23 protein-coding genes and 1 tRNA gene are annotated in these 26,902 nt (G+C 45.7%); 10 read left to right on the top strand and 14 right to left on the bottom strand.

Annotated elements, in window-relative coordinates; all coding sequences use genetic code 11:
• Window positions 1-10: 10 nt before the first annotated feature.
• The 4 genes from parE to prfC form a co-directional block, all read right to left on the bottom strand.
• Window positions 11-1,936 carry a DNA topoisomerase IV subunit B gene (gene parE / locus ASUC_RS05075; protein WP_012072724.1) on the bottom strand — a complete coding sequence of 642 codons (1,926 nt, stop codon included), beginning with the start codon at window positions 1,934-1,936 and terminating at the stop codon, window positions 11-13.
• A 108-nt stretch (window positions 1,937-2,044) separates the two neighbouring features.
• Window positions 2,045-3,715, bottom strand: a complete 1,671-nt coding sequence (ettA, locus tag ASUC_RS05080; RefSeq protein WP_041834613.1) for an energy-dependent translational throttle protein EttA — start codon at window positions 3,713-3,715, stop codon at window positions 2,045-2,047.
• A gap of 370 nt (window positions 3,716-4,085) precedes the next feature.
• Entirely contained in the window at window positions 4,086-5,456 is a 1,371-nt protein-coding gene (trhP, locus tag ASUC_RS05085) for a prephenate-dependent tRNA uridine(34) hydroxylase TrhP (RefSeq protein WP_012072726.1), read from the bottom strand.
• Between the two features lie 207 nt (window positions 5,457-5,663).
• On the bottom strand, window positions 5,664-7,244 hold the full coding sequence (prfC, locus tag ASUC_RS05090) for a peptide chain release factor 3 (protein ID WP_012072727.1): 1,581 nt from the start codon (window positions 7,242-7,244) through the stop codon (window positions 5,664-5,666).
• A gap of 238 nt (window positions 7,245-7,482) precedes the next feature.
• Here prfC and ASUC_RS05095 point away from each other — a divergent pair, with 238 nt between their 5' ends.
• From ASUC_RS05095 to argG, 3 genes are all read left to right on the top strand, one after another.
• Window positions 7,483-8,343 (top strand): phosphoribosylaminoimidazolesuccinocarboxamide synthase, encoded by an 861-nt coding sequence (locus ASUC_RS05095; protein WP_012072728.1) that lies wholly within the window; start codon window positions 7,483-7,485, stop codon window positions 8,341-8,343.
• Window positions 8,344-8,405: 62 nt separating this feature from the next.
• The gene (locus ASUC_RS05100; protein ID WP_012072729.1) at window positions 8,406-9,209 is read left to right on the top strand and encodes an NAD-dependent epimerase/dehydratase family protein; all 804 of its coding nucleotides are present in this window, start codon (window positions 8,406-8,408) and stop codon (window positions 9,207-9,209) included.
• Window positions 9,210-9,292: 83 nt separating this feature from the next.
• Window positions 9,293-10,627: an argininosuccinate synthase gene (argG, locus tag ASUC_RS05105; RefSeq protein ID WP_012072730.1), complete on the top strand. Its 1,335-nt coding sequence runs from the start codon at window positions 9,293-9,295 to the stop codon at window positions 10,625-10,627.
• A 63-nt stretch (window positions 10,628-10,690) separates the two neighbouring features.
• Here the strand turns inward: argG and hflX are convergent, their stop codons facing one another.
• The 8 genes from hflX to orn all read right to left on the bottom strand — a co-directional run bounded on the left by hflX (window position 10,691) and on the right by orn (window position 18,420).
• On the bottom strand, window positions 10,691-12,043 hold the full coding sequence (hflX, locus tag ASUC_RS05110) for a ribosome rescue GTPase HflX (protein ID WP_404799673.1): 1,353 nt from the start codon (window positions 12,041-12,043) through the stop codon (window positions 10,691-10,693).
• Window positions 12,043-12,342, bottom strand: a complete 300-nt coding sequence (hfq, locus tag ASUC_RS05115; protein WP_012072732.1) for an RNA chaperone Hfq — start codon at window positions 12,340-12,342, stop codon at window positions 12,043-12,045. Before hfq ends, hflX begins: the two co-directional genes overlap by 1 nt.
• Before the next feature lie 79 nt (window positions 12,343-12,421).
• Window positions 12,422-13,378, bottom strand: a complete 957-nt coding sequence (gene miaA / locus ASUC_RS05120) for a tRNA (adenosine(37)-N6)-dimethylallyltransferase MiaA (RefSeq protein WP_012072733.1) — start codon at window positions 13,376-13,378, stop codon at window positions 12,422-12,424.
• Between the two features lie 2 nt (window positions 13,379-13,380).
• On the bottom strand, window positions 13,381-15,294 hold the full coding sequence (gene mutL / locus ASUC_RS05125; protein WP_012072734.1) for a DNA mismatch repair endonuclease MutL: 1,914 nt from the start codon (window positions 15,292-15,294) through the stop codon (window positions 13,381-13,383).
• Between the two features lie 2 nt (window positions 15,295-15,296).
• Window positions 15,297-17,018 (bottom strand): LysM peptidoglycan-binding domain-containing protein, encoded by a 1,722-nt coding sequence (locus ASUC_RS05130; protein WP_012072735.1) that lies wholly within the window; start codon window positions 17,016-17,018, stop codon window positions 15,297-15,299.
• 3 nt (window positions 17,019-17,021) lie between these two features.
• Complete coding sequence (gene tsaE / locus ASUC_RS05135) at window positions 17,022-17,501, bottom strand: tRNA (adenosine(37)-N6)-threonylcarbamoyltransferase complex ATPase subunit type 1 TsaE (protein WP_012072736.1); 480 nt, start codon at window positions 17,499-17,501, stop codon at window positions 17,022-17,024.
• Window positions 17,502-17,703: 202 nt separating this feature from the next.
• A tRNA-Gly gene (locus ASUC_RS05140) sits at window positions 17,704-17,779 on the bottom strand.
• Window positions 17,780-17,871: 92 nt separating this feature from the next.
• Window positions 17,872-18,420, bottom strand: coding sequence for an oligoribonuclease (orn, locus tag ASUC_RS05145; RefSeq protein WP_012072737.1), 549 nt, complete (start codon window positions 18,418-18,420; stop codon window positions 17,872-17,874).
• Window positions 18,421-18,483: 63 nt separating this feature from the next.
• Here orn and rsgA point away from each other — a divergent pair, with 63 nt between their 5' ends.
• The 7 genes from rsgA to ASUC_RS05180 all read left to right on the top strand — a co-directional run bounded on the left by rsgA (window position 18,484) and on the right by ASUC_RS05180 (window position 24,203).
• On the top strand, window positions 18,484-19,530 hold the full coding sequence (gene rsgA, locus ASUC_RS05150; RefSeq protein WP_012072738.1) for a small ribosomal subunit biogenesis GTPase RsgA: 1,047 nt from the start codon (window positions 18,484-18,486) through the stop codon (window positions 19,528-19,530).
• Window positions 19,531-19,801: 271 nt separating this feature from the next.
• Window positions 19,802-20,059 carry a phosphocarrier protein Hpr gene (gene ptsH, locus ASUC_RS05155; RefSeq protein ID WP_012072739.1) on the top strand — a complete coding sequence of 86 codons (258 nt, stop codon included), beginning with the start codon at window positions 19,802-19,804 and terminating at the stop codon, window positions 20,057-20,059.
• 105 nt (window positions 20,060-20,164) lie between these two features.
• Entirely contained in the window at window positions 20,165-21,892 is a 1,728-nt protein-coding gene (gene ptsI, locus ASUC_RS05160) for a phosphoenolpyruvate-protein phosphotransferase PtsI (RefSeq protein ID WP_012072740.1), read from the top strand.
• A 63-nt stretch (window positions 21,893-21,955) separates the two neighbouring features.
• Window positions 21,956-22,456, top strand: a complete 501-nt coding sequence (gene crr, locus ASUC_RS05165) for a PTS glucose transporter subunit IIA (RefSeq protein ID WP_012072741.1) — start codon at window positions 21,956-21,958, stop codon at window positions 22,454-22,456.
• 121 nt (window positions 22,457-22,577) lie between these two features.
• On the top strand, window positions 22,578-22,907 hold the full coding sequence (locus ASUC_RS05170; RefSeq protein WP_012072742.1) for a YbaB/EbfC family nucleoid-associated protein: 330 nt from the start codon (window positions 22,578-22,580) through the stop codon (window positions 22,905-22,907).
• 132 nt (window positions 22,908-23,039) lie between these two features.
• The gene (gene recR, locus ASUC_RS05175; RefSeq protein ID WP_012072743.1) at window positions 23,040-23,642 is read left to right on the top strand and encodes a recombination mediator RecR; all 603 of its coding nucleotides are present in this window, start codon (window positions 23,040-23,042) and stop codon (window positions 23,640-23,642) included.
• A 3-nt stretch (window positions 23,643-23,645) separates the two neighbouring features.
• Window positions 23,646-24,203, top strand: a complete 558-nt coding sequence (locus ASUC_RS05180; protein ID WP_012072744.1) for a TorD/DmsD family molecular chaperone — start codon at window positions 23,646-23,648, stop codon at window positions 24,201-24,203.
• A gap of 45 nt (window positions 24,204-24,248) precedes the next feature.
• On the opposite strand, the gene yccS is transcribed toward ASUC_RS05180, so the two are convergent.
• Both yccS and ASUC_RS05190 read right to left on the bottom strand, forming a co-directional pair.
• Entirely contained in the window at window positions 24,249-26,375 is a 2,127-nt protein-coding gene (gene yccS / locus ASUC_RS05185) for a YccS family putative transporter (protein ID WP_012072745.1), read from the bottom strand.
• Window positions 26,368-26,823 carry a YccF domain-containing protein gene (locus ASUC_RS05190; RefSeq protein ID WP_012072746.1) on the bottom strand — a complete coding sequence of 152 codons (456 nt, stop codon included), beginning with the start codon at window positions 26,821-26,823 and terminating at the stop codon, window positions 26,368-26,370. The genes yccS and ASUC_RS05190 overlap by 8 nt, the downstream gene beginning before the upstream one ends.
• Window positions 26,824-26,902 lie beyond the last annotated feature (79 nt).

Below are 26,902 nucleotides of genomic sequence, written 5' to 3' on the forward strand. Positions count from 1 at the left end.
CGGCGCCGGCTTAAACCTCTAAATCAGCCTGATCACCTTTGGTTTGCAGCCAGTTTTTACGGTCTTCCGCCCGTTTTTTGTTGAGCAGCATATCCATTAATTCGATAGTCTCATTTTGTTGGGAATTTTTGACCGCACTTTCCGTCGCTATCGGTTCTTCATAAGTTAATTGCACTAATCGGCGGGTGCTGGGTTCCATGGTGGTTTCCCGTAACTGACTCGGATTCATTTCCCCCAGTCCTTTGAAACGCTGTACATTCGGCTTGCCTCTTTTGCCGCTTAAGCGATCGAGTACCGCATCTTTTTCGTTTTCGTCCAAGGCATAATACACTTCTTTGCCTAAATCGATGCGATAAAGGGGCGGCATAGCCACATAAACGTGTCCGTCTTCAACCAGTTTAGGGAAATGGCGCAGGAATAACGCGCATAACAAGGTGGCGATGTGTAAACCGTCGCTGTCGGCATCCGCTAAAATGCAGACTTTGCCGTAACGTAACTGGCTGAGATCGTCACTGTCGGGATCAATCCCCAAGGCAACGGCGATATTGTGCACTTCTTCGGAACCTAAAACCTGTTCGGAAGACACTTCCCAAGTATTCAGAATTTTTCCCCGTAACGGTAAAATCGCCTGATATTCGCGATCGCGCGCCTGTTTCGCCGAGCCGCCCGCAGAATCACCTTCCACTAAAAACAGTTCCGTGCGTTCCAAATCCTGTTGCGAGCAGTCTGCAAGTTTACCGGGCAATGCCGGACCGGAGGTGAGTTTTTTGCGCACGACTTTTTTGGCGGCACGTAAACGGCGTTGAGCGGAATTAATCGTCATTTCCGCCAGTAATTTCGCCGGCTCCATATTGTTATTCAACCATAAGCTGAAAGCGTCTTTTACTACACCGCCGACAAATACTGCGCTTTCCCGTGAAGACAAGCGTTCTTTGGTTTGACCGGCAAACTGGGCGTCATGCATTTTCAGCGAAAGCACGTAAGCGCAACGATCCCACAAATCGTCGGCGGTTAATTTCACCCCTTTCGGCAGTAAATTGTGGAACTCGCAGAATTCCGCCATGGCGTCGATCAAGCCTTTACGCAAGCCGTTAACATGGGTACCGCCTTGAATGGTCGGAATCAGATTGACGTAACTTTCCGTCGTCAGCTCGCCGCCTTCGGGTAACCAGAATAACGCCCATTCCACCGCTTCGCCGGAACCTTTGAATTCGCCTACGAACGGTGTTTCCGGCACAGTGACGAATTCAGCCGCCGTTTCCGACAAATAATCGGAGAGTCCGTCTTGGTAGCACCAACTTTCTTCCGTATTGTTGACCTGATCGGTAAATTTAATTTCTAACCCCGAACACAGTACCGCTTTAGCCCGTAATAAATGGCGCAAGCGGCTGACGGAAAATTTGTCGCTGTCGAAATATTTCGGATTGGGTTTGAAGTGTAACGACGTTCCCGTATTACGGCGTCCGCAGGTACCGACCACTTCGAGTTCTTCCACTTTTTCACCGTCGGCAAAGGCAATGTGATAAACCTGGCCGCCACGGCGTACGGTGACATCCACCCGTTCGGAGAGCGCATTTACCACGGAAACGCCGACGCCGTGTAAACCGCCGGCGAATTCGTAATTGGCATTGGAAAATTTACCGCCTGCATGCAGTTTGGTCATAATTACTTCGACACCGGAGATTTTTTCCGTCGGATGAATATCCACCGGCATACCGCGTCCGTTATCGGTGACTTCAAGGGATTGATCGCTATGCAAAACCACTTCGATTTTTGACGCAAATCCGGCCAACGCTTCGTCCACACTGTTATCAATGACTTCCTGGCCCAAATGGTTCGGGCGTGTGGTATCGGTATACATGCCGGGACGAATTTGCACGGGCTCCAAGCCTTTCAGCACCGTAATATTAATAGAATCGTAATCGTTTACTGTCATAATAATTGCTTAAAGTGCGGTGAGATTCCACCGAGTTTTTTTGAATAGAAAAATCGTGGGGGAGTATAGCAAAAAGTGCGGTCAAAATCGACCGCACTTTAAGGTAGCTTACTTCGCAATCCGTTTATATTTCATACGATGCGGTTGGGTTGCCGCTTCACCAAGGGTTTTCTTTTTCCACTCTTCGTAATCGGTGAAGTTGCCTTCGTAGAAAGTGACTTTGCCTTCGTCGCCGTAATCTAAAATGTGAGTGGCGATACGGTCTAAGAACCAGCGGTCATGGGAAATAACCATGGCACAGCCCGGAAATTCCAGGATCGCATTTTCGAGAGCCCGCAAAGTTTCTACGTCCAGGTCGTTGGTCGGTTCGTCCAATAACAGCACGTTGCCGCCGCGTTGCAGCAGTTTTGCCAAATGTAAACGTCCGCGTTCGCCGCCCGATAATTCGCCCACGAGTTTTTGTTGATCCACGCCTTTAAAGTTAAAGCGACCAACATAAGCCCGGCTTGGGATTTCGAAATTGCCGATAGTGAGAATATCTTGTCCGTTCGAGACCTCTTCCCACACGGTTTTTTTATCGTCCATGGAATCGCGGAACTGATCCACCGAAGCCAACACCACGGTTTCGCCCATTACGATTGAACCTGAATCAGGTTGCTCTTGTCCGGAAAGCATACGAAATAGGGTTGATTTCCCCGCACCGTTCGCCCCGATAATCCCCACGATCGCTCCTTTCGGGATTGAGAACGATAAATCGTCGATCAACGTACGATCGCCGTAAGATTTGGTTAAGTGTTCCACTTCGATTACTTTATCGCCCAGACGCGGACCGGGCGGAATAAAGAGTTCGTTGGTTTCGTTACGTTTTTGATATTCGCCGGAATTCAACTCGTCAAAACGCGCCATACGCGCTTTGCTTTTCGCCTGACGGCCTTTCGGATTTTGGCGCACCCATTCCAATTCTTTCTCAATGGATTTTTGGCGTGCCGATTCCGCCGCTTGTTCTTGCGCTAAACGCTTTTCTTTTTGTTCCAACCAGGAAGAATAGTTGCCTTCCCAAGGAATACCTTCGCCGCGGTCAAGCTCTAAAATCCAGCCTGCTACGTTGTCTAAGAAGTAGCGGTCGTGGGTAATCGCCACCACAGTGCCTTCGTAGTCGTGTAAGAAGCGTTCCAGCCACGCTACGGATTCCGCATCCAAGTGGTTGGTCGGTTCGTCTAATAACAACATATCCGGTTTTTCCAGCAATAAACGGCAAAGCGCCACACGGCGGCGTTCACCTCCGGATAAATGCTCGATTTTGGCGTCCCATTCAGGCAAACGTAACGCATCCGCCGCACGTTCTAATTGGTTATCAAGATTGTGACCGTCGTGCGCCTGAATAATAGCCTCCAGTTTTGCCTGTTCGGCCGCGAGTTTGTCAAAATCCGCGTTTTCATCCGCATAAGCGGCATACACTTCATCTAAGCGGGTCAGAGCGTTTTTTACTTCGGAAACCGCTTCTTCAATGGCTTCGCGTACGCTTTGTGTCGGCTCTAATTTCGGTTCTTGCGGCAGATAGCCGATTTTAATGCCCGGTTGCGGACGGGCCTCACCTTCGAATTCTTTGTCTACGCCGGCCATAATGCGTAAAAGGGTGGATTTACCCGCACCGTTTAAGCCGAGCACGCCGATTTTCGCGCCGGGGAAGAAGCTTAACGAAATATCTTTAAGAATATGACGCTTCGGCGGAACAACTTTGCCTACGCGATGCATAGTAAAAACAAATTGTGATGACATATCGGATTCCATCTTTATGATTTAAATTAAGCGCTGCATTTTACTGGAAATCATAAGAATTTGTAAGCGATTTATCGGATTAATTAGTGAAAATGTGCGGTCGGATTTTATCCGATTTTACCAAATTCCGACCGAAAAAAAACCGTCCAAAAGGACGGTAGGAAAGTAGTTTAGCTATTTATTTATGATTATTTTATTTAGGAACTTTATGAATATCAAGCAATTACTTGACGAGGCGGATAATAGCGGAAAAGTTTCAGCTTGAAAAGCCTGATCTGGCTTTTACTTGATATATGTCAAAATTTTCTCGGAATAATTATAGAAACAGAAAAGTCCTTTTCCGAAAAACCGAAAAAGGACTTCGGCTAAATTATTTTTGATGGGGATTACGGGTATTGGTACCTTTCAAATTACGCATTAATAAGGCGTAATCCAACCGAATGTCTTCCGGCACGTCTAAATAGACAAAATGTCCGTCACCTAAGGCGGCTTCCGTCATTTCTCCTTTACGGTTCAGCATACGATTGATTTTGAATACGATATTGCCTTTCGGTGTCATCATTTCCACTTCGTCGCCCAGCAGGAATTTGTTTTTTACCGCTACTTCCGCCATGCCTTGTTCGTTGCGTTTACCGGTAAATTCGCCGACGAATTGCTGACGTTCGGAAATGGAATAGCCGTAATCGTAGTTTTGGTATTCGTCATGAGTATGACGGCGCAGGAATCCTTCGGTATAACCGCGGTGCGCCAGACTTTCCAATGTGGTTAACAGGCTTTCGTCGAAAGGCTTGCCGGCGGCGGCGTCATCAATGGCTTTACGGTAAACCTGGGCGGTGCGGGCGCAGTAATAGAAGGATTTGGTCCGTCCTTCGATTTTTAACGAATGCACGCCCAATTTGGTCAGCGTTTCCACATGTTGTACGGCGCGTAAATCTTTGGAATTCATAAAGTAAGTACCGTGTTCGTCTTCGAATGCCGTCATCGGTTCGTCAGGGTGTTTCGGTTCGGTGTAAACGAATACCTTATCCGTCGGCGCGCCTTCGCCTAAAGTCGGTACTACGTTTTTGACGTCGATTTCCGGTTCGAATTTCGGCACGATATTGCCTACATCATCGGTTTTACCTTCCTGCAGTTTATATTCCCAGCGACAGGCGTTAGTGCAGGTGCCTTGGTTGGGATCCCGCTTATTGATGTAACCGGATAACAGGCAGCGTCCGGAATAGGCCATACATAAAGCGCCGTGCACGAAAATTTCCAGTTCTATATCCGGCACTTGTCGGCGGATTTCGGCGATTTCGTCGATGGAAAGTTCGCGCGAAAGAATCACGCGGGTTAAGCCCATTCGTTTCCAGAACTTTACCGTCGCCCAGTTTACCGCGTTGGCTTGCACGGAAAGATGAATGGCAATTTCCGGAAAGTTTTCGCGCACCAGCATAATTAACCCCGGATCGGACATGATTAAGGCGTCCGGCTTCATTTCGACGATTTTTTGTACGTCTTTGACGAAAGTTTTTAATTTTGAATTATGCGGTGCGATATTCACCACCACGTAAAACTTTTTGCCTAAGCTGTGCGCTTCGTCGATGGCTTGTTTTAGGGTTTCGTGATTAAATTCGTTGTTGCGCACGCGTAAGCTGTAGCGCGGCTGTCCCGCATAAATGGCGTCTGCGCCGTAAGCAAAAGCGTAACGCATATTTTTTAATGTGCCTGCGGGAGAGAGCAGTTCGGGTTTGAATGTCATAAATTTTCCGTTTGTCTGAGTTCAAGTCAGTAGCCTGCCGGAAGGCAAGCCGTTAAAAAGAGCGGTATTCTATCACAAATATCAGGCAAAGTGCGGTGAGATTTAGCGCTGTTTTGGAGAATCAAAAACAGGCGAAAAAATGACCGCACTTTATAACGGATTAGTTATAAAAGTGCGGTCGTTTTTGGCTTTGTTTTTCACCCGTTTTTAATGTTCGCGGGTTTTAAAGAATGTTACGTCGGGGTAACGTTCCTGCGACAGGTTCAGATTCACCATGGTCGGCGCAATATAGGTGAGATTGTCGCCACCGTCCAGCGCCAGATTTTGTTCGTTTTTTCGTTTGAATTCTTCAAATTTTTTCTCGTCGGCACATTCTACCCAGCGGGCGGTCGCTACGTTCACGTTTTCGTAAACGGCTTCCACGTTATATTCGGTTTTCAGGCGCGCGACCACCACGTCAAACTGCAGCACGCCCACCGCACCCACGATGAGATCGTTATTCGCCAGCGGACGGAATACCTGTACCGCGCCTTCTTCGGAAAGCTGTACCAGACCTTTCAACAATTGTTTTTGTTTGAGCGGATCGCGTAATCGGATACGACGGAACAGTTCCGGTGCGAAGTTCGGAATACCGGTGAATTTCAAATCTTCGCCTTGGGTAAAAGTGTCGCCGATTTGAATGGTGCCGTGGTTGTGTAAACCGATAATATCGCCGGCGTAGGCTTGTTCCGCGTGAGTGCGATCGCCCGCCATAAAAGTAAGGGCGTCGGAAATCACCACATCTTTGCCGATACGCACATGTTTGAGTTTCATCCCTTTTTCGTATTTGCCGGAAACCACGCGCATAAACGCCACGCGGTCACGGTGTTTCGGATCCATATTCGCCTGAATTTTGAATACAAAACCGGTGAATTTTTCCTCCGCACTTTCTACGATGCGAGTATCCGCTTTGCGCGCTTGCGGTTTCGGCGCCCATTGCGTCAAGCCGTCAAGGAAGTGATTCACCCCGAAGTTGCCCAATGCAGTGCCGAAAAACACCGGCGTTAATTCACCGCCGATAAATAATTCCTGATCAAATTCATTGGACGCGCCTTGCACCAATTCCAGTTCTTCGCGCAGTTGTTGCGCTAAATCTGCGCCTACGGCGGCGTCCAGTTGCGGGTTGTCCAAGCCCTTGATAATGCGCACTTCCTGAATGGTGGAACCTTGCCCGCTTTGGTATAAATAGGTTTCGTCCTTGTAAAGGTGGTACACGCCTTTAAATAATTTTCCGCAACCGATAGGCCAAGTGATCGGCGCGCAATGGATTTTCAGTACGCTTTCCACTTCGTCCAATAATTCCATCGGGTCGCGAATGTCGCGGTCGAGCTTATTCATGAAGGTTAAAATCGGGGTATCGCGTAAGCGGGTGACTTCCATTAGTTTTATGGTGCGATCTTCCACCCCCTTCGCCGCGTCGATCACCATCAGGCAGCTGTCTACGGCGGTTAACGTGCGGTAAGTGTCTTCCGAGAAGTCTTCGTGTCCCGGGGTATCGAGCAGATTCACCAAACAATCGTTATAAGGGAACTGCATGACGGAGGTAGTGATAGAAATTCCACGTTGTTTTTCCATTTCCATCCAGTCGGATTTCGCGTGTGCCTGCGACCCTTTGCCTTTCACCGAACCCGCGGTTTGAATGGCGTTTCCGTACAGTAACACTTTTTCCGTAATAGTGGTTTTACCCGCATCGGGGTGAGAAATAATCGCAAAGGTGCGACGTTTATCGACTTCTTGTGGATATGACATGATTGATTCTTACTTGGTTAAAATTGGGGCGTATTTTCGGTTATTTTCAGGCTTTTCGCAAGGATAAATCCCCCTGAAATTTCCCGTTGAAAACCCGTATCGCCGACAGTTGGAGAAAAGTGCGGTTATTTTTTCATGAGTTTTCTCTGTGTTTTTGTCATAAAAATCCGTATGCAATCGTTTGCCGGTTACGTTATAATTAGCCGCGAATTTTACTTATTACAAAAGGGCGAACACAATGGCTGAACTGAGTCTTAAAAAAATTTATTCCGGTAAAGTGCGTGATCTTTATGAAATCGACGATAAACGCATGCTGATGGTAGCGTCGGATCGTCTGTCCGCTTTCGATGTTATTTTGGACGATCCGATTCCGCACAAAGGTGAAATTCTGACCCAAATTTCCAATTTCTGGTTCAAAAAACTGGCTCATATTATGCCGAATCATTTTACCGGAGATTCGGTTTACGATGTGTTGCCGAAAGCGGAGGCGGATTTGCTGAAAGACCGCGCGGTGGTGGTGAAACGCCTGAAACCGATTAAAATCGAATCTATCGTGCGCGGTTATTTAACCGGCTCGGGTCTAAAAGATTATCAGCAAACCGGCACTATTTGCGGATTGGAATTGCCGAAGGGATTGGTGGAAGCCGGTAAACTGCCGGAACCGATTTTCACGCCGTCCAGCAAAGAAGAAGTGGGTGATCACGACATTAATATCAGTTATGCGGAATGCGAACGCTTAATCGGCAAAGAATTGGCGGCGCAGGTGCGTGATGCGGCTATCGCCCTTTACAAAGAAGCGGCGGCGTATGCGTTAACCAAAGGCATTATTATTTGCGACACCAAATTTGAATTCGGTTTGGATGAAAACGGCACTTTAACTTTAATGGACGAAGTGCTGACGCCGGATTCCAGCCGTTTTTGGTCGGTGGATACGTATAAGGAAGGCACCAATCCGCCGTCTTTCGACAAGCAATTCGTACGCGACTGGCTGGAACAAAGCGGTTGGAATAAACAACCGCCAGCCCCGAAAGTGCCGGCGGAGGTGATTGAAAAAACCGTGGCGAAATATCAGGAAGCCTTGGATTTATTAACGAAATAAGCGTAAAGTGCGGTCGAAATTCGTGATGATTTTGACTGCACTTTTTTAGTTGAGAGGCACATATGCGATCGGTGGCGATTGTCGGATTAGGTTGGTTCGGGGTACCGTTAGCGCGGGATTTACGCAATCTCGGCTGGGAGGTGAAGGGCAGTAAACGTACTCACGAAGGCGTGGATGAAATGCGTTTGCGGCGACTGGAAACTTATCAGCTTGAACTGACACCGGAAATTAATGCGGATCCCGATGATTTAACAGTGCTGCTTTCCGTGGACAGCTTGGTAATTAATATTCCGCCCAGCGATTATTTTTTCGAACCGGAAAGTTACGAGAAAAGCATCGAGAATCTGGTGCAGGAAGCGTTATTGTGCGGGGTGAATCATTTTATTTTCATCAGTTCCACCTCGGTATTCGGTGATGAAACCGGTAAGTTTGATGAAAGTTGCACGCCGCAGCCGAAAACCCCGGCGGCAAAAGCCTTATTTAAGGTGGAACAAATGTTACAACATTTACAGCAAATTGATGTGGATATTTTGCGTTTCGGCGGTTTGATCGGTGCGGACCGTCATCCGGTTCGTTCCATGAGCGGGTTACGTCTTAAACAGGGTAATACGCCGGTGAACCTGGTGCATGCGGAAGACTGTTCGCGTGCCGTGCAATTATTGCTGGAAACGTCGGGCGGGTGCCGTTTGTATCATCTGGTGGCGCCGTATCATCCGGCGCGGGCGCAGTATTATGCCGCGGCAGCGGAACAATTTCACGTGAAACCGCCTCATTTTATCTGTTCGGAAGATGACCCTAATCGCGTGATTTGCGGGGATAAAATTTGTGCGGATTTGGATTTCGTTTATCAGTATCCGAATTTATAAAGTGCGGTTGAAAATTTTGCGGTTTTCACGCATAATAAGCCGATTTTTAGCAAACGTTTACTTCAACAAAAGCAGGATCCAAAATGTCAAACACAATCTTACAAAACCTTCCTGAAGGTCAAAAAGTCGGTATCGCATTTTCAGGCGGTTTAGATACCAGCGCCGCATTATTATGGATGCGTCAAAAAGGTGCCGTGCCTTATGCTTATACGGCGAATTTAGGTCAGCCTGACGAAGACGATTATAACGCCATTCCGAAAAAAGCTATGGCTTACGGTGCGGAAAACGCCCGTTTAATCGACTGTCGCACACAACTGGCGCAGGAAGGTATCGCCGCCATTCAATGCGGAGCGTTCCATATTTCAACCGGCGGTGTCACCTATTTTAACACTACGCCTTTAGGTCGTGCCGTAACCGGTACGATGTTGGTCGCCGCCATGAAAGAAGACGATGTGAATATCTGGGGCGACGGTTCGACTTTTAAAGGTAACGATATCGAACGTTTCTATCGTTACGGTTTGCTAACCAACCCGAATTTGAAAATTTACAAACCTTGGCTGGACGATCAATTCATCGACGAATTGGGCGGTCGTTTCGAAATGTCTCAATTCTTAATCGCCAACGGTTTCGACTACAAAATGTCGGTGGAAAAAGCGTATTCCACCGATTCCAACATGTTGGGCGCAACCCACGAAGCGAAAGATTTGGAAGATTTAAGCACCGGTATCAACATCGTTAAACCGATTATGGGTGTGGCTTTCTGGGACGAAAGCGTTGAAATCAAACCTGAAGTGGTTACCGTTCGTTTCGAAGAAGGGGTGCCGGTGGAATTAAACGGCAAACGTTTTGACGATGTGGTGGAATTGTTTATGGAAGCCAATCGTATCGGCGGTCGCCACGGTTTGGGTATGTCGGATCAAATCGAAAACCGAATTATTGAAGCGAAATCCCGCGGTATCTATGAAGCGCCGGGAATGGCGTTGTTCCATATCGCTTACGAACGTTTACTGACCGGTATTCACAACGAAGATACTATCGAACAGTACCGTATCAACGGATTGCGTTTAGGTCGTTTATTGTATCAAGGTCGTTGGTTTGATCCGCAAGCATTAATGTTGCGCGAAAGTTCGCAACGTTGGGTCGCTAAAGCAATTACCGGCGAAGTGAAACTCGAATTACGTCGCGGTAACGATTATTCAATCCTGGATACCGTATCGCCGAATTTAACTTATGAAGCGGAACGCTTGAGTATGGAAAAAGTGGAAGATGCGCCGTTTGATCCGATCGACCGTATCGGCCAGTTAACCATGCGCAACTTAGATGTAACGGATACGCGTAATAAACTCGGCGTTTATTCGAAGGCCGGTCTGCTTACGGCAGGTCAAGATGCCGTGGTACCGCAATTAGACAAAAAATAATCCGGAAAACGATGAAAATTTCGACCGCACTTTTAGGATTAATTAAAAGTGCGGTCTTTTTTATCACTGATTTTTAATGGGATTGAAGGGGGCCAGTTCGGGGAAGCGTTTAAGCAGTTTCAGCCATTCGATTTTATCGATTTCAAGCTTTAACAGATACTCACCTTGCTCGCCGGTATTTTCGCGGCGGATGCAGTCGAGTTGATAAAATGCGTGGCGGATTTTTCCCTGATCGGGTTTTAATGAAACGGTTAAGGATAAAATTTCATTGCGTAAACGTTGGCGTATGGCGTCGAATAATAAATCGATTCCCACGTTCGCTTGTGCGGAAATGTAAACGGCGATCGGTTGTTGTTCGTCATTAAATTCAATATGCGGTCGGACGCCATTGAGGCGATCGATTTTGTTGTACACCAACAACGTCGGTACATTATCCGCCTGAATTTCGTTCAGCACGGCGTTAACCGCTGCAATGTTTTCCTGTTTTCGCATATCGGCAGCGTCAATCACGTGTAGCAGCAGACTGGCTTCTGTGGTTTCCTGCAAGGTGGATTTAAAAGCGGAGACCAAATCATGAGGTAAGTCACGGATAAAGCCCACAGTGTCGGCAAGAATAGCCGTGCCCACATCTTGAACGGATAAACGGCGCAAGGTGGGATCCAGGGTGGCAAAAAGCTGGTCGGCGGCATAGACGTCCGCTTGCGTCAAACGATTGAATAACGTGGATTTTCCCGCATTGGTGTAGCCCACCAATGAAACGGTGGGAATATCGGCTTTTTGCCGGGTTTGACGATTCTGGTTACGTTGCCTGGATACTTTTTCCAGGCGGTTTTGCAGCTGAGCAATACGGACTTTGATTAAACGGCGATCTGTTTCTAATTGGGTTTCACCGGGGCCGCGTAATCCGACGGCGCCTTTTTGCTGATCCAGGCCGGTTTTGCGTCGTACGAGGCGGGTGGATAAGTGTTTAAGCTGAGCCAGTTCCACTTGCAATTTGCCTTCATGGCTGCGCGCCCGTTGAGCGAAAATATCTAAGATCAGACCCGTTCGGTCAACCACGCGGCATCCGCATAAACTTTCCAGATTACGGGTTTGTGCAGGCGTAAGCTGATGATTGACTAAAATGACATCGGCATTTAACTGCTTCGCGAGTTCGGCGATTTCTTCCGCTTTGCCTTGCCCCACAAAATATTTGGCTTGCGGCGCACAACGATTGGCGGTGACGGTTTGTAGAATATCCGCTTGGGCGGATTGAGCTAAAAGTTGAAATTCCGCAAGATCTTCCGAATTTTTATTCTGTGAGAAAAAAACGTGGACGATGATCGCTTTGTCATGCCCGTTTTCAGATAAGGAAAGTGCGGTGGAAGTTGAAGTATTTTCCACCGCACTTGGAACGGATGTTTCGCTATTCAAGATTATTCCGCTTGAGAAGACGTTTCGTTTGATTGTGCCGATGCGGCTTGAGCGGCCTGTTGCTGATATTGCTGCTGCGCATTATTGTTATGATGTGATACGCTGCGCGCCGGTACAACAGTAGAAATAGCGTGTTTATAAACCATTTGATTAACGGTGTTTTTCAATAAAATCACGAATTGATCGAAAGATTCGATTTGTCCTTGTAATTTAATGCCGTTGACAAGGTAAATAGAAACGGGAATACGTTCGCGACGAAGCGCATTTAAATAAGGATCTTGTAATGATTGCCCTTTTGCCATCTTGTTTTCCTTCTTATTATTTATTGTAGTTAGAATAGTCTACGACTATGTCTCATAGTCGGGACAAATATATCAATTTTTAACGGTTTTGCATAGACAAATAAAATACTTGTTGGATCTTTTTTTGATTTTTTTCGTTTTGTAAGCTGTTCAGCCACCGAATCGGCGTTTTCCAGCCGCGTAACCAAGTGATTTGCCGTTTAGCTAATTGGCGGGTGGCGCAGATACCGCGGTAAATGGCTTCATCAAATCCGTAATCGCCCCGTAAATGTTCCCACATTTGACGGTAACCTACACAGCGGATAGAAGGTAAATCCGGACTTAAGTCGGAGCGGGCATAGAGTTTTTCCACTTCCGCTTTAAAGCCGAGTTCTACCATTTTTTTGAATCGTAATTCTATACGTTCATGTAATATGCTGCGATCTTCCGGCGCGATGGCGAACTGCAAAACGTTGTAAGGCAAGGCGTCGCCTTTTTGCGCGGTGAGTTCGGTGAGGGATTTGCCGGTGAGATAAAATACTTCCAGTGCACGGTTAATACGTTGGCTGTCATTGGGATTAATTCGTGCAGCGGAAGCGGGATCAATTTTAGCTAATTCCTGATGTAATACCGCCCACCCCGTTTGTTGCGCTCTCGCTTCAATTTCCGAACGTATTTTTTCATCGGCGTTAGGCAGCGGCGACAAACCTTCTATCAGGGCCTTGTAGTACAGCATCGTACCGCCGACCAACAACGGAATTTTTCCTTGCGCGGTAATGTCGGTCATTTCCCGCAGAGCATCGGCGCGAAAATTCATGGCCGAATAACTTTCGGCAGGATCCAGAATATCGATTAGACGGTGCGGCGCCAATGCCAGTTCTTCTTTACTCGGTTTTGCCGTGCCGATGTCCATACCTTTATAAATTAATGCGCTGTCTACGCTGATAATTTCTACCGGCAGGGTTTCGTGCAGTTTAATGGCTAAATCCGTTTTTCCCGAAGCGGTGGGGCCCATCAGGAAAATCGCAGTGGGAAATGAAGTCGAATTATTTTGCATAGCTATGATAAATAAGATGAAAAATCAATGGGTATCAGCAAATTATCAAGTTTCATCGTGGTTTGCTGATCTAATAACAGTTCGGTTTCCTGTAAAATATTAACGGCATTTGCCAATACCTGACAATCGGGAAGTTCTACCAGATCCAAAAGTGCGGTCAAAAATTTCTCCGTTTTTTGCAGGGAACGATTAAGTAACGCGATGACAATTTTTTGTAAATTCTGATGACGTAAGCATTGCGGTACTGCGTTTAATGTAATGCGGTGTTGAACCGGATTTTCGATAAATTCAAATCCGCTTTGTTCAAACCAGATTTTTTGTTGTCGCCATTGGGCTTGTTGTTTATCCGACAAACGAAAAACTACGGGAATCAGCAACATTTGTTGGGGCGTATTCGGTAATGTAAGCAGCAGTTCTAACCGCATTTTTTGCAGTTTGTTCAGGGGCAGTAAATAAAAAGCGGTATCCCGCTGCAACAATAAAGCCTGATTATTCACTAGAGCAACAGCGTGCAACAATGAACTTGATGATAAAAGCGAGGACTGAATTGACGTCGGCGGTGCTTCAACTTCCGGTGTTTTGAGCAATTCGGCATAAATGCGTTGTTCCGTTTTAGTGACTTTTTCCCGCTCAAACGGCGAAACCGAACGCGCTGATTGCGGCATAAAGTGCGGCGGCGGATTTGACGGGGTTGTCGAATAGCCTGCTTGCCCTGAATGTGCCGGTGTCGGATAAGCCTTTGTGGTAATCGGTACATTCGTTTGTTTTGTTTGTGTCGGTGAATTCAGTTCAAACATATTTTGACCGGCAGCCGCTCGGTTTGGGCGAATAGTCGGCGTAACATTTTGATAATCCGCTTGAGGTTCGCGGATTTCGTTGTTTTTTTCTGATTCGGTTGAAGCGGAAAAATCGAATTGTTCGGCCGAAAGTAATGCGTTTGTGACGCCCTGAAAGATAAAATCATGAATCAGGCGGCTTTGCTGGAAACGCACTTCATGTTTAGTAGGATGAACATTCACGTCTACGTCGTTCGGATTCAAATCTAAAAACAGCACGAAAGCCGGATACCGCTCACTTCCCAAGTGTTCGGCGTAAGCCTGCCGGATAGCATGATTAATGACTTTATCTTTTACCATACGACCGTTCACGTAGCAATAACTCAAATCATTTTGCTGACGGGCGAACGTCGGGGTCGTCACCCAGCCGGATAAATGCAGATTATCGTGTTTCCAGTCGATATACAGGGCTTGACGTACAAAATCGTTACCGCAGATTGCCGCGAGACGTTTTAATTTTTGGGTGTCTTCCACCGCACTTTTGTATTGACGTACGATTTTTCCGTTGTGAGTCAAAGTAAATGCAATGTGGGATTTTGCCAAGGCAATACGTCGAATCACTTCGTCGATATGTCCGAATTCCGTTTTATCGGTACGTAAAAATTTGCGGCGGGCGGGCATATTAAAGAATAGATTCGCCACTTCTACCGTAGTACCGACGGGATGTGAGGCGGGATTGACCGTACTTTCCTGCTCGCGTCCCTGTACGAAAACCTGCCAAGCTTCCTGTTGGTCGGCTGTGCGGGAGGTCAGAGTTAAACGGGAAACCGAGCTGATACTGGCTAAGGCTTCGCCGCGGAAGCCAAAACTGAGAATCGCTTCCAAATCGTCAATAGTGGCGATTTTGCTGGTAGCATGACGGGCTAACGCCAGACTTAATTCCTCTTTGGGGATCCCGAAACCGTTATCCCGGATGCGGATCAGCGTTGCGCCGCCGTTTTCAATATCGATTTGAATGCGGGTGGCGCCGGCATCCAAACTGTTCTCCACCAATTCTTTTACCACCGACGCCGGACGTTCAACTACTTCACCTGCGGCGATTTGGTTGGCGAGTTGTGGCGGTAAAATTTGAATCGGCATAATTATTCCTTAATTTGAATTTTTTGACCTACACGGACTTTCCCGTCTTTTAAGTTTGGATTCAGTTTTAAAATTTTATTCGGCGAAATACCGTATAAACGACCGACGGCGTAAATTGTCTGATCTTTTTCAATAACGTGATATTTCGGCGTTTGTTTCGGTTTATCCTGCGCCGTTTCTTTTATTGCGGTTTTAGTATTAGTTTTAGCGGTTTGTTTGTTATTCGCCGGAATTTTCAACGTTTGACCGATAAGCAGGGTTTTACGTTTCAGTTTGTTTAATTCGACAATGTCGTTTTCTTTTACGTCGTATTTTTTTGCGATTTTATCCAAACGATCGCCGGATTTAACGGTATAAATCACACCGCTGTCTTTTATGCTCGCCGTATCGGATTTGGCGTTATTTTTGACCGCACTTTTCCCGTTGTCCGGAATACGGAGTTTCTGTCCGATAAGCAGGGTTTTACGTTTCAGTTTGTTTAATTCGACAATGTCGTTTTCTTTTACGTCGTATTTTTTTGCGATTTTATCCAAACGATCGCCGGATTTAACGGTATAAACCACACCGCTGTCTTTTATGCTCGCTGTATCGGATTTGGCGTTATTTTTGACCGCACTTTTCCCGTTGTCCGGAATACGGAGTTTCTGTCCGATAAGCAGGGTTTTACGTTTCAGTTTGTTTAATTCGACAATGTCGTTTTCTTTTACGTCGTATTTTTTGGCGATTTTATTCAAACGATCGCCGGATTTAACGGTATAAATCACACCGCTGTCTTTTATTGTATCCTTTTCCCGTTTACCGTCGGTTTGATCTTTCCCGTTATCGGTTTGAGCACTATTCCGATTGCTTGCAGAGCGCACCACGGTGTTGACTTCTAAACCGCCGTGACGTTTTCGGTAGTCTACTATGCCTTGGTAAATAATGTAGGCAATACGGCGACGGTAGGACGGCGAACTCAGTTTCGCTTCTTCCTCGGGATTAGATAAAAAACCTGTTTCCACCAAGACCGACGGAATATCCGGCGAACGCAATACGCCGAGACTGGCATGTTGCGGACGGCTACGGCTGAGCGTCGTAATTTTAGAGAAATGGCGTAAAATCGCGTTTCCCAGTTCGTAACCGACCCGCTGGCTGTGTCCGAATTGCAAGTCCAACACGGTTTGATTAAGGTATTTTTCGTTGTTGTGATTGGAAAGTACGTTTCCCGCGCCACCGAGTAATTCCGATTGTTTTTCGTGATCTTCCAGCCATTGACCCATTTCATCATTGGCCCGGCGGTTTGACAATACCCAGACGGATGCACCGCGTAAAGCCGGATTCTCGGAGGAATCCGCATGAATGGAAATTAAATAGTTCGCTTTTTGACGGCGGGCGATTTCCGAACGGGCGGGTACGGAAATATAATAGTCGCCTTTACGGGTTAACACGGCACGGAAATTCGGATCTTTATCCAAGAATGCCTTTAATTCGCGCGCGATAGAAATCGTGACGTTTTTTTCGTAAATGCGTAAGTTTCGGCTGATAGCGCCGGGATCTTTCCCGCCGTGACCGGGATCGATGGCGATAGTCCATTTTTCCGCCTGCGCCGGTTGGGAATAAACCGTCAGGCAGCAAAGTGCGGTTAAAATAAACAGTGTTTTTTGTCCGAATTTTTTACTGGCCTCAATGCCGTATCGGACGAATGTATCGGTGGTGTTGAATAAAAGGGATAAAATCTGTTTCATTGGCTATTTTAGTAATTGAATAATGTTTTCACCTTGAGAACTTTGTGCGATTAATTCGATTCGGCGCGCGTCGTCCGCGTAATTGATATTGACCGATAAATCGGCGTCGGGAAGCAGACCGATACCTTTTTCCGCCCATTCAATCAAGCAAATGCTGTCGGCGCTGAAGTAGTCGCGAATACCCATAAATTCCAATTCTTCCGGATCGCTCAAACGGTATAAATCGAAATGATAAATATGTTTGCCTTGCAGGTGGTATTCTTCAACCAACGTATAAGTCGGGCTTTTTACCTTGCCTTGATACCCTAAACTCTGAATCATTCCGCGGCTGAGCGTAGTTTTGCCCGCACCCAGCCCGCCGTTAAGGTAAAGGGTGATCCCGTGCGGAGAAGTGATTCGGCAAACGGCCTGAATCAACATACGACCGAAGTCGAGGGTTGCTTGTTCGTCAGCTAAAAAACGACTGTAAGACATAGTGGACATAAGCTGGTAACTCACGGATTAAATAGGCAAAATTGTACCGCATTTTTCATTTTTGCCATAGATATAATTTTGTTGCGGCTATACGTTGCGGAAAAGTGCGGTCGAAAAACGGCACATTTTTTTGTTCTTAGGTTTACGTTTTAAAGGAGACGTTTTAAATTTGAGATAAAAGAAAAGGACGTTGTAAACGTCCTTTAAAATTTGGAGCGGGAAACGAGGCTCGAACTCGCGACCCCAACCTTGGCAAGGTTGTGCTCTACCAACTGAGCTATTCCCGCAGACGACTTATCGTCGAAAACAGAGCGTATTATACGGAAGTTTCCATGACGTGCAAGCGGAAAATTCATAAAAATAACCGCTTGCTGATTTTTTAATCTAATTTAATGAAATGCTCGCGATAATATGCCAGTTCTTTAATGCTTTCCCGAATATCGTCCAACGCCAGATGGGTGTTGGCTTTTTGAAAGCCGTCTGAAATTTCGGGTTTCCAGCGGCGCGCCAGTTCTTTCAGCGTGCTGACGTCGAGATGGCGGTAATGGAAATAATCCGCTAAATCCGGCATGTATTTGAATAAAAACCGTTTATCCTGCGCCACGCTGTTGCCGCAAATAGGTGAGGCGCCTTTCGGCACCCATAATTTCAGAAAATCAATGGTTTGCAATTCTGCGGCGCGTTCGGTCAGTTTGCTGGCTTTTACCCGTTCGACCAGCCCGTTGGCGGTGTGGGTTTTAATGCACCAATCGCTCATTTTGTCGAGCAGTTGGTTCGGTTGATGAACGGCTAAAACCGGACCTTCCGCCAAAATATTGAGATTTTTATCCGTTACGATGGTGGCGATTTCGATAATACGTTCTTGTTCGGGATCCAACCCTGTCATCTCCAAATCAATCCAAATCAGATTTTCTTTATCTTGAGCCATAATTTCAGTATCCTATAATTCATGTACGTTAATAATTCTACTCGAAAACCGACCGCACTTTAAATGGCAAAACAAAAATTAACCCAAAATCAAAAACGCCGCATCCATTCCAATAATGCCAAAGCGTTGGATCGTCACCGTCGTCAAACCAAGAAGCAGATTGACTGGCAGGAAGATATGCTGGGCGAAACGCAGGACGGCGTAGTAGTGACGCGCTATTCCATGCATGCGGATGTGGAAAATGCGCAGGGTGAGGTTTTTCGCTGTAATTTACGTCGCACGTTAGCCGGTGTGGTGGTGGGCGATCTGGTGATTTGGCGCCAAGGGCATGAAAAATTGCAAGGTATCAGCGGTGTAATTGAAGCGGTAAAACCCCGTAAAAACGAATTATCCCGTCCGGACTATTATGACGGATTGAAAGTGATGGCATCCAATATCGATCGCATTATTATCGTCTCGGCGGTATTGCCGGCGCTGTCTTTGAACATTATCGATCGCTATCTGGTTATCTGCGAAACGGCGAATATTCCGCCGGTGATAGTATTGAATAAGATTGATTTACTGTCCGCCGAAGCCCGTCAAGAAGCGGAGCAGCAGTTAAAAATCTATCGGGATATCGGTTATCGGACTTTAATGATCTCAGCGGAAACCGGCGAAAATATGGAAAAACTGACCGCGCTTTTGTCGCAAGGCACTTCTATTTTTGTCGGGCAATCCGGGGTAGGAAAGTCCAGCCTGGTAAATCAAATTATGCCGGAAGTGAACGCACAAACGGCCGAAATCAGCGAAAATTCAGGCTTGGGACAACATACTACGACCTCATCCCGCTTATATCATTTGCCCCAAGGCGGCGATTTAATCGATAGTCCGGGTATTCGCGAATTCGGTTTATGGCATTTGGACGCGGATCAAATTACCAAAGGCTACCGTGAATTTCGACATTTTTTAGGCGCATGTAAATTCCGGGATTGCAAGCATTTGAACGATCCGCAATGTGCATTGCGGGAAGCGGTAGAACAAGGGAAAATACATCCCGTACGCTTTGATAATTATCACCGATTGATTTCAAGTAAAGATGAGGCAAAATCTCAGCGACACTTTACGATGTAACCGGAAAAGGGTATAAAATTATCTTATAATATTTAAAATTTTTATTATGTTTAGCTTAAAAAATAATCAGACTTAACTCTTTTTTATGCGCTAACTCAAAAATTGTCACGATTAAGCTTGATTATTTAGGCAGAATATTGATACTTATTGTTGAAATTAGGTAATTGAAAATCACTAAAATTTTGACCGCACTTCGGGCGGATATATTCATTTAATAAGTCGTTTCAGCTTGTTAAAATTTTCTATTAAACTTTTATCTCGAGGTAAAATCATGTATTCAAAAGACGTTGAAATTACAGCTGCCGCCGGTTTACACACCCGTCCCGCCGCACAATTCGTAAAGGAAGCAAAAGCATTCGCATCTGACATTACTGTCACATCAGCAGGTAAAAGTGCAAGCGCAAAAAGCTTATTTAAATTACAAACTTTAGGTCTAACGCAAGGTACCGTCATTACAATTTCGGCTGAAGGTGAAGACGAACAAACTGCCGTTGATCATTTAGTTGCTTTAATGCCGACTTTAGAATAATGATTTGATAGCCATAACATTGGATTTTCGTTACTTTGTGATGGAAAACCTTGTGTTATGGCTATTATTTTTACACGTATCTTAATTATATTGGAAGGGTAAATTATGATTTCAGGAATTCCAGCTTCTCCAGGTATCGTTTTCGGTAAAGCACTTGTACTTAAAGAAGAAAAAATTGTTATCGATCATAGCAAAATCGGCGACGATCAACTGGATGCCGAAGTAGCGCGTTTCTATGAGGGGCGCGCTGCGGCAGTGGAACAGTTAAGTTCTATCCGCGATCGTGCATTGAAATCGCTCGGTGAAGATAAAGCGGCGATTTTTGAAGGTCATTTAATGATCTTGGAAGATGAAGAATTGGAAGAAGAAATCATTGATTACCTTCGTTCGCACAAAGTTAATGCGGCGGCGGCGGCGAGTAAAATTATCGATCAGCAAGTCGCTATGTTGTCGGAAATTGATGACGAATATTTAAAAGAGCGTGCGGGTGATATTCGGGATATCGGTAATCGACTGCTTAAAAATATTTTAGGAATGTATATTGTGGATTTGGGCGAAATTAATGAAGAAGCTATTTTGGTAGCTTACGATTTAACCCCCTCCGAAACGGCACAATTAAATTTAGATAAAGTATTAGGGTTTATTACCGATATCGGCGGTCGCACCTCTCATACGTCGATTATGGCGCGCTCCTTGGAGTTACCGGCGATTGTAGGTACCAATAATGTAACGGAAAAAGTCAACACCGGCGATTTCCTGATTCTGGATGCGGTAAACAATGCGGTTTATGTGAATCCGTCTCAAGAACAAATCGATAGCTTAAAAGCGCAGCAGGCACAGCTTGCGGCGGAAAAAGCGGAATTGGCAAAATTAAAAGATTTGCCGGCATTAACATTGGATGGTCATCAGGTTGATGTGGTTGCAAACATCGGAACGATTCGTGATTGCGAAGGGGCGGATCGTAACGGTGCGGAAGGTGTCGGTTTATACCGTACCGAATTCCTGTTTATGGATCGCGACAGCCTGCCTTCGGAAGAAGAGCAGTTTACCGCTTATAAAGAAGTGGTGGAAGCCATGAACGGTCGTTTGGTGGTATTACGCACGATGGATATCGGCGGCGATAAAGAATTACCGTATTTGAATCTACCGAAAGAGATGAATCCGTTCTTAGGTTGGCGTGCCGTGCGTATTGCCTTGGATCGCCGTGAGATTTTGCATGCGCAATTACGTGCCGTACTGCGTGCTTCAGCATTCGGTAAATTCGCGGTGATGTTCCCGATGATTATTTCTGTTGAGGAAATTCGTGAGTTAAAAGCCGTGATCGAAGTGCTGAAACAAGAGCTTCGCAATGAGGGTAAAGCATTCGATGAAAGTATCCAAATCGGTGTAATGGTTGAAACGCCATCTGCGGCGGTGAATGCTAAATTCTTAGCTAAAGAAGTGGATTTCTTCAGTATCGGTACAAACGATTTAACCCAATATACCTTAGCGGTAGACCGGGGTAATGAATTAATTTCTCATTTATATAACCCTATGTCTCCGTCAGTATTAAGCCTGATCAAACAGGTAATCGACGCTTCTCATGCCGAAGGTAAATGGACCGGTATGTGCGGTGAATTAGCCGGTGACGAACGTGCGACTTTATTGTTGTTAGGTATGGGCTTGGATGAATTCAGTATGAGTGCGATTTCCGTTCCCCGGATTAAAAAATTAATCCGTAATGTAAACTTTGCCGATGCGCAAATTTTAGCTGAAAAAGCGTTACAGGTTCCGACTGCGGCTGAAATTGAAAAATTAGTCGATGATTTCTTGAAAGAAAAAGCATTAAACTAGATACAAACTGAAATTTTTGCGCTAAAATATTGCGGAGATTTCAATCATTATGGAGAGTTTATAATGGGTTTTTTTGCTAAATTATTTGGCTCAAAAGAAAGTCAGGCAGTGGAAGTGAAAGTATATGCACCATTATCAGGTGAAATCGTGAGCATTGAAGATGTTCCTGATGTTGTATTTTCAGAAAAAATTGTGGGTGACGGTGTTGCGATTAACCCGACCGGTAATGAAATTGTCGCACCGGTAGACGGCGTTATCGGTAAAATTTTCGAAACTAATCATGCATTTTCTATGGAATCTACCGAAGGTGTAGAATTATTCGTACACTTCGGTATCGATACTGTTGAACTGAAGGGCGAAGGCTTTACCCGTGTAGCTCAAGAAGGTCAAACGGTCAAACGCGGTGATGTCGTATTGAAATTCGATTTGGATTTATTAAAATCAAAAGCGAAATCAGTATTAACGCCGATTGTGATTTCCAATATGGATGAAATCAGCCATATCGAAAAACGCGTGGGGTCCGTGATTGCCGGTGAAACGGAAGTTTTATCACTCAAAAAATAATCATTTTTTAATGATTAACTTTGTTGAAAAGTTCGCTTAGTTTGCTTAAGCGGACTTTTTGTTTGATGACGTATCGTTTACCAGAATGAACGATACCTGAATAGATATAAATGGAAAAATTATGTTTGGGAAAGGCGGATTAGGCGGCTTGATGAAACAAGCCCAACAGATGCAAGAACGTATGCAGAAAATGCAAGATGAGATTGCTCAACTTGAAGTGACGGGAGAATCCGGCGCCGGACTGGTTAAAATAACTTTAAACGGTGCGCATAACTGTCGTCGTATCGAGATTGATCCTTCTTTAATGGAAGAAGATAAAGAAATGCTGGAAGACTTAATTGCCGCCGCATTTAATGACGCCGTACGCCGTGCGGAAGAAATGCAGAAAGAAAAAATGGCTTCGGTGACTGCGGGTATGTCATTACCGCCGGGATTCAAGATGCCGTTTTAATTTGTCGTCTCCTTGCTTGATTTTGCGGGGAAGTATTATCGAATCGATATACAAAACGTTGCGTTTTGTGGCCGCACTTTATGGTCATATCAAAAGTGCGGTTTATTTTTTCACCATTTTTTAGGAAATTTTATGCAAAGTAGTCCGCTGTTGGAAAATCTTGTGGAGCATTTGCGTTGTCTGCCCGGCGTCGGGCCGAAATCCGCCCAGCGTATGGCATATCATTTATTACAGCGTGATCGCAGCGGCGGCATGAATTTAGCCCGTGCGTTAACGGATGCCATGTCGAAAATCGGTCATTGCAGCCAATGCCGTACCTTTACGGAACAGGAAACCTGCGCTATTTGTGATAATCCTCGCCGTCAGCACTCAGGTTTATTATGTGTGGTAGAGATGCCGGCGGACATTCAGGCGATCGAACAGACCGGTCAGTTTTCCGGTCGGTATTTTGTGTTAATGGGGCATTTATCCCCTTTAGACGGTATCGGTCCGCGCGAAATCGGTTTGGATTTGTTACAGCAACGATTGCAAAACGAGCATTTTCACGAAGTGATTTTAGCCACCAATCCGACTATTGAAGGCGATGCCACGGCGAATTATATTGCCGAAATGTGTATGCAGCGCAATATCAAAGTGAGTCGGATCGCGCACGGTATTCCGGTCGGCGGGGAACTGGAAACGGTGGACGGCACAACCTTGACGCATTCGTTTTTGGGACGCCGTGAATTAGGATAAATCATGTCAGAAACTGTTAACAATTTTTCATTAATCAGCCGGTTATTCGGGAATTTATTTTATCGTTCGCCGTCAGATCCGGTACTTAACGGTGTTTTTACTTGGTTACAGCAAAAAGGTCTGGAACAGGTTTGGCCGTTGGATACGGATAAAGATAGCCTCAGGGCTGTGGAGAGCCTGCAGATGGCGATAGAGCCCGCCGTGTTGGATACGGAATATCAACGATTGTTCGACGCCGAAAAAAATGCCGTTCCTGTTGAAATTTCGGCCTACAACATTGACGCAGAAGCTTTTACGGCATTTCGCGAAGAACGCAATATGCCTGCGGCGGAAAGTGCGGATCATTTCGGCTTGGTTTTTTTAACCGCATCTTGGATTGAGGATAATCTTGATTCTGTCGAAGCGCAGAAAACACTGTTCGAACAGTTCTTGCTGCCCTGCGCCAATCCGTTTTTAGCGAAAGTGGAAGCGGCCGCCGGTTTGCCGTTTTATCGTGCGTTGGCACAGCTTTCCCGTGAAATATTGGCGGCGATGGCGGATGAGTTGGACGAAGCGGAATAAAGTCTCGATACATCAAACAAAAGGCTTGGAATTATCCGGCCTTTTTTATTTTGCGGCTTGCCGCAGTTGCGGAAGCAGTTGTGAAATCATCCGGATTTGTTGCAACGGCACATTAAAGTGCGGTTGATTTTTGTACCGATTTTGTTTCGTATAACGCTGTAATTTCATTTCTACCTGACGGTAACGGCGGTTAAATTCATCATCGGATATTCGCTCTGACTTTTCCAGCAACAAAATAACCTGTTTGGCAATGGGATAGAATTCGCTGAGAAAATCGCGGTCTTGGTTAATTTCGCGCATTTTCCGACGGAATGCGCCTAAAGCGGAGATATAACCCAATAACGTCGTGTTAATCTGTAAAAAGTCGAAGCCTTTCTGTAGATATGCTGCGTATTTTTGGGGCTCGGTATTCATTGCCGTTAGTGCGGCGCTTAATGCCATGGCGCTTTCATGGGCGCGACGGCGTGCAATACGGTATTTCAAATCGTCTCCGCCGTCGAATAATAGCTGTCCGACAATATGCAATAAATACCGCGCATTATTAATAACGGCCTGGTGCCTGACTTTGTCCAGCTGCAGATATTTCCAATCCGGAAATATACAGGATACGGCAAGCCATGCTAAGGCGGAACCCGCTAAGGTGTCAAGCAGGCGCGGCAAGGTAGCTTGATAAATATCAAAACCCATAATATCAAAGCTGGCAAGCACTTGAATGGTGATGAAAAAAGTCGAGAAACTGTAATTATTGGTACGGAAAAAATAAAACAAGGTACTGCTGATGACAACCATTGCCAGTTTGGCTTCTAAGGTGGATGTCATATAAGGCAAACAGGAACCGATTAATACACCGAGCAATGTCCCGACGATCCGTTGTTTTACCCGTATTTTTGTGGCGGAGTAGTTGGGCTGACAGACGAATACGACAGTTAACAAAATCCAGTAACCGCGATCTGCCTGTAAATCCAAAATTTCGACCAAACAGCAACAAATACATACGGTAACGGACAGGCGTACGGCATGGCGGAATAATTGGGATTCTACTGTGAAATGGTCGGCAATTCGGCTGAAAATGTTACCTAAACCGGAAATATGTTCGGTGTGAATTCGGGCATGTTCGTTTTGTTGTTCGCTGTGTTGAGATTGCGCCAGATTACGTAATTGACAGTCTATATTCTGCAAATTTTCCAGCAAAGTGCGGATGGTTTGCAGACTGTTTTTTTCTTCCGGAGATTGACAGGTTTTCGCATATAATTCAAAAGATTGGTGCGTACCCGCAATGGTGCGCTCCAAGCGCGGGCTGTAACGGTAGTCACTGTTGGTTTGTAACGCCGTAGCAATATCTCGGCAGGCCTGCGCTTCAAGTTCTAACAGGCGTTGCATACGGAAGATTAAATCCGAATTTTTTAGCTTGCCGGCAAGAACTTGATAATCGGAATGACTGGAATAGGCGCGTTCGTGAATATCCTGTGCCGCGAAATAGTAGCGCAGCATTTTATTGGTATGCGCATGGCGGTGCTGGCTGCGCATACGGTTAAATAACAGATTACGGCAATGATTAAAGGCGGCAATCAGTCGACTGTTATTCATTGCCAAAGAAATTTGCTTTTGTGTCAACTGCTCGATATCGTCGGGGTCGAAAAAATCCGATTTGGCAGCTAAATAATCCGCCAGAGCCAGAAAAGATCTCATCAGGCTGTCCTGCACCGGACGATTAGGAAAAATAAGGTGAATTATCACCGCTACCGCACTATACAGCAATGTACCCGCCAGAATCATAAGCGGATTCATATACCAAACCGTCTCCGGCAAATAAGTAAGCGTAGTATAGAGGGATACGACAAGCGTACCGAAAGCTATCGTGCTGTAACGTTGCCCCACGGCGCCGACCATGGTGAAAATAAAGGTTATCAAGGTCATCATGATGATGAAATAAATACCTTGATTGATAAGAATTTGAGAAAGAAAAGAGGAAACCGTGAAGGCGAGCAGGGTATAAAAAATATTACGTAACCGTCCGCTGAAGCGATCGTCCAAATCCACTAAGCCGCCGGCGATAACGCCTAGCACTAACGGCATACTTTGTTGCGAAATATTCAAGCCCCACACTAATAACGCCGCAATATTTACGGCGATAAACATAGGCAGAGAAGTAATGACTTTGGTATTAAGCATTGCGTTTTAATTCAAATTCTTTTTCTGCCGCGTATCGGCGAATCAGTCGGGCGGTTTCTTTGGATACCACACGCTGCCCTACGGGGAAGATCGAAATCGGTGCCAATTTAAAATGAGCCAAACCGGTGGGAATACCGATAATAGACACACACTGGGCAATACCTACCAAAATATGGGCGAGGCACAACCACCAGCCGAAGAGAACAAACCAGACGATATTCAGTACGGAACCGAGGGTATTTTGCATCGTACTTTTCGGTTCCAGGTATTTTACATGAATAATATCGTTACCAAAGGGCATGAGAGACATTTTGGTAATTTCCCAGCAACTTCGCGTATAAGGCAGGGTAATAATCAGCAGAGCACTGAAGGCCGTAGCGATTAACCAACCTAAGGTAACGGCAAACCCGCCGAGAACAAAATTTAAAATATTGAGAATCAGAGCCATAGTCTTCAATCGGAGGTTAAAAGTCTTCAAAGTGCGGTCAAAAATTACGGAATTTTTCGAAACCGATGATAAACAAGAA

It is taken from the genome of Actinobacillus succinogenes 130Z, from assembly GCF_000017245.1.
GTDB classification, from domain to species: domain Bacteria; phylum Pseudomonadota; class Gammaproteobacteria; order Enterobacterales; family Pasteurellaceae; genus Exercitatus; species Exercitatus succinogenes.

Coding starts and splice junctions, on each gene's coding strand:
- parE (WP_012072724.1), bottom strand. CDS start 1,936: ATGACAGTAAACGATTACGATTCTATTAATATTACGGTGCTGAAAGGC.
- ettA (WP_041834613.1), bottom strand. CDS start 3,715: ATGTCATCACAATTTGTTTTTACTATGCATCGCGTAGGCAAAGTTGTT.
- trhP (WP_012072726.1), bottom strand. CDS start 5,456: ATGACATTCAAACCCGAACTGCTCTCTCCCGCAGGCACATTAAAAAAT.
- prfC (WP_012072727.1), bottom strand. CDS start 7,244: ATGTCATATCCACAAGAAGTCGATAAACGTCGCACCTTTGCGATTATT.
- ASUC_RS05095 (WP_012072728.1), top strand. CDS start 7,483: ATGGCTGAACTGAGTCTTAAAAAAATTTATTCCGGTAAAGTGCGTGAT.
- ASUC_RS05100 (WP_012072729.1), top strand. CDS start 8,406: ATGCGATCGGTGGCGATTGTCGGATTAGGTTGGTTCGGGGTACCGTTA.
- argG (WP_012072730.1), top strand. CDS start 9,293: ATGTCAAACACAATCTTACAAAACCTTCCTGAAGGTCAAAAAGTCGGT.
- hfq (WP_012072732.1), bottom strand. CDS start 12,342: ATGGCAAAAGGGCAATCATTACAAGATCCTTATTTAAATGCGCTTCGT.
- miaA (WP_012072733.1), bottom strand. CDS start 13,378: ATGCAAAATAATTCGACTTCATTTCCCACTGCGATTTTCCTGATGGGC.
- mutL (WP_012072734.1), bottom strand. CDS start 15,294: ATGCCGATTCAAATTTTACCGCCACAACTCGCCAACCAAATCGCCGCA.
- ASUC_RS05130 (WP_012072735.1), bottom strand. CDS start 17,018: ATGAAACAGATTTTATCCCTTTTATTCAACACCACCGATACATTCGTC.
- tsaE (WP_012072736.1), bottom strand. CDS start 17,501: ATGTCCACTATGTCTTACAGTCGTTTTTTAGCTGACGAACAAGCAACC.
- orn (WP_012072737.1), bottom strand. CDS start 18,420: ATGGCTCAAGATAAAGAAAATCTGATTTGGATTGATTTGGAGATGACA.
- rsgA (WP_012072738.1), top strand. CDS start 18,484: ATGGCAAAACAAAAATTAACCCAAAATCAAAAACGCCGCATCCATTCC.
- ptsH (WP_012072739.1), top strand. CDS start 19,802: ATGTATTCAAAAGACGTTGAAATTACAGCTGCCGCCGGTTTACACACC.
- ptsI (WP_012072740.1), top strand. CDS start 20,165: ATGATTTCAGGAATTCCAGCTTCTCCAGGTATCGTTTTCGGTAAAGCA.
- crr (WP_012072741.1), top strand. CDS start 21,956: ATGGGTTTTTTTGCTAAATTATTTGGCTCAAAAGAAAGTCAGGCAGTG.
- ASUC_RS05170 (WP_012072742.1), top strand. CDS start 22,578: ATGTTTGGGAAAGGCGGATTAGGCGGCTTGATGAAACAAGCCCAACAG.
- recR (WP_012072743.1), top strand. CDS start 23,040: ATGCAAAGTAGTCCGCTGTTGGAAAATCTTGTGGAGCATTTGCGTTGT.
- ASUC_RS05180 (WP_012072744.1), top strand. CDS start 23,646: ATGTCAGAAACTGTTAACAATTTTTCATTAATCAGCCGGTTATTCGGG.
- yccS (WP_012072745.1), bottom strand. CDS start 26,375: ATGCTTAATACCAAAGTCATTACTTCTCTGCCTATGTTTATCGCCGTA.
- ASUC_RS05190 (WP_012072746.1), bottom strand. CDS start 26,823: ATGGCTCTGATTCTCAATATTTTAAATTTTGTTCTCGGCGGGTTTGCC.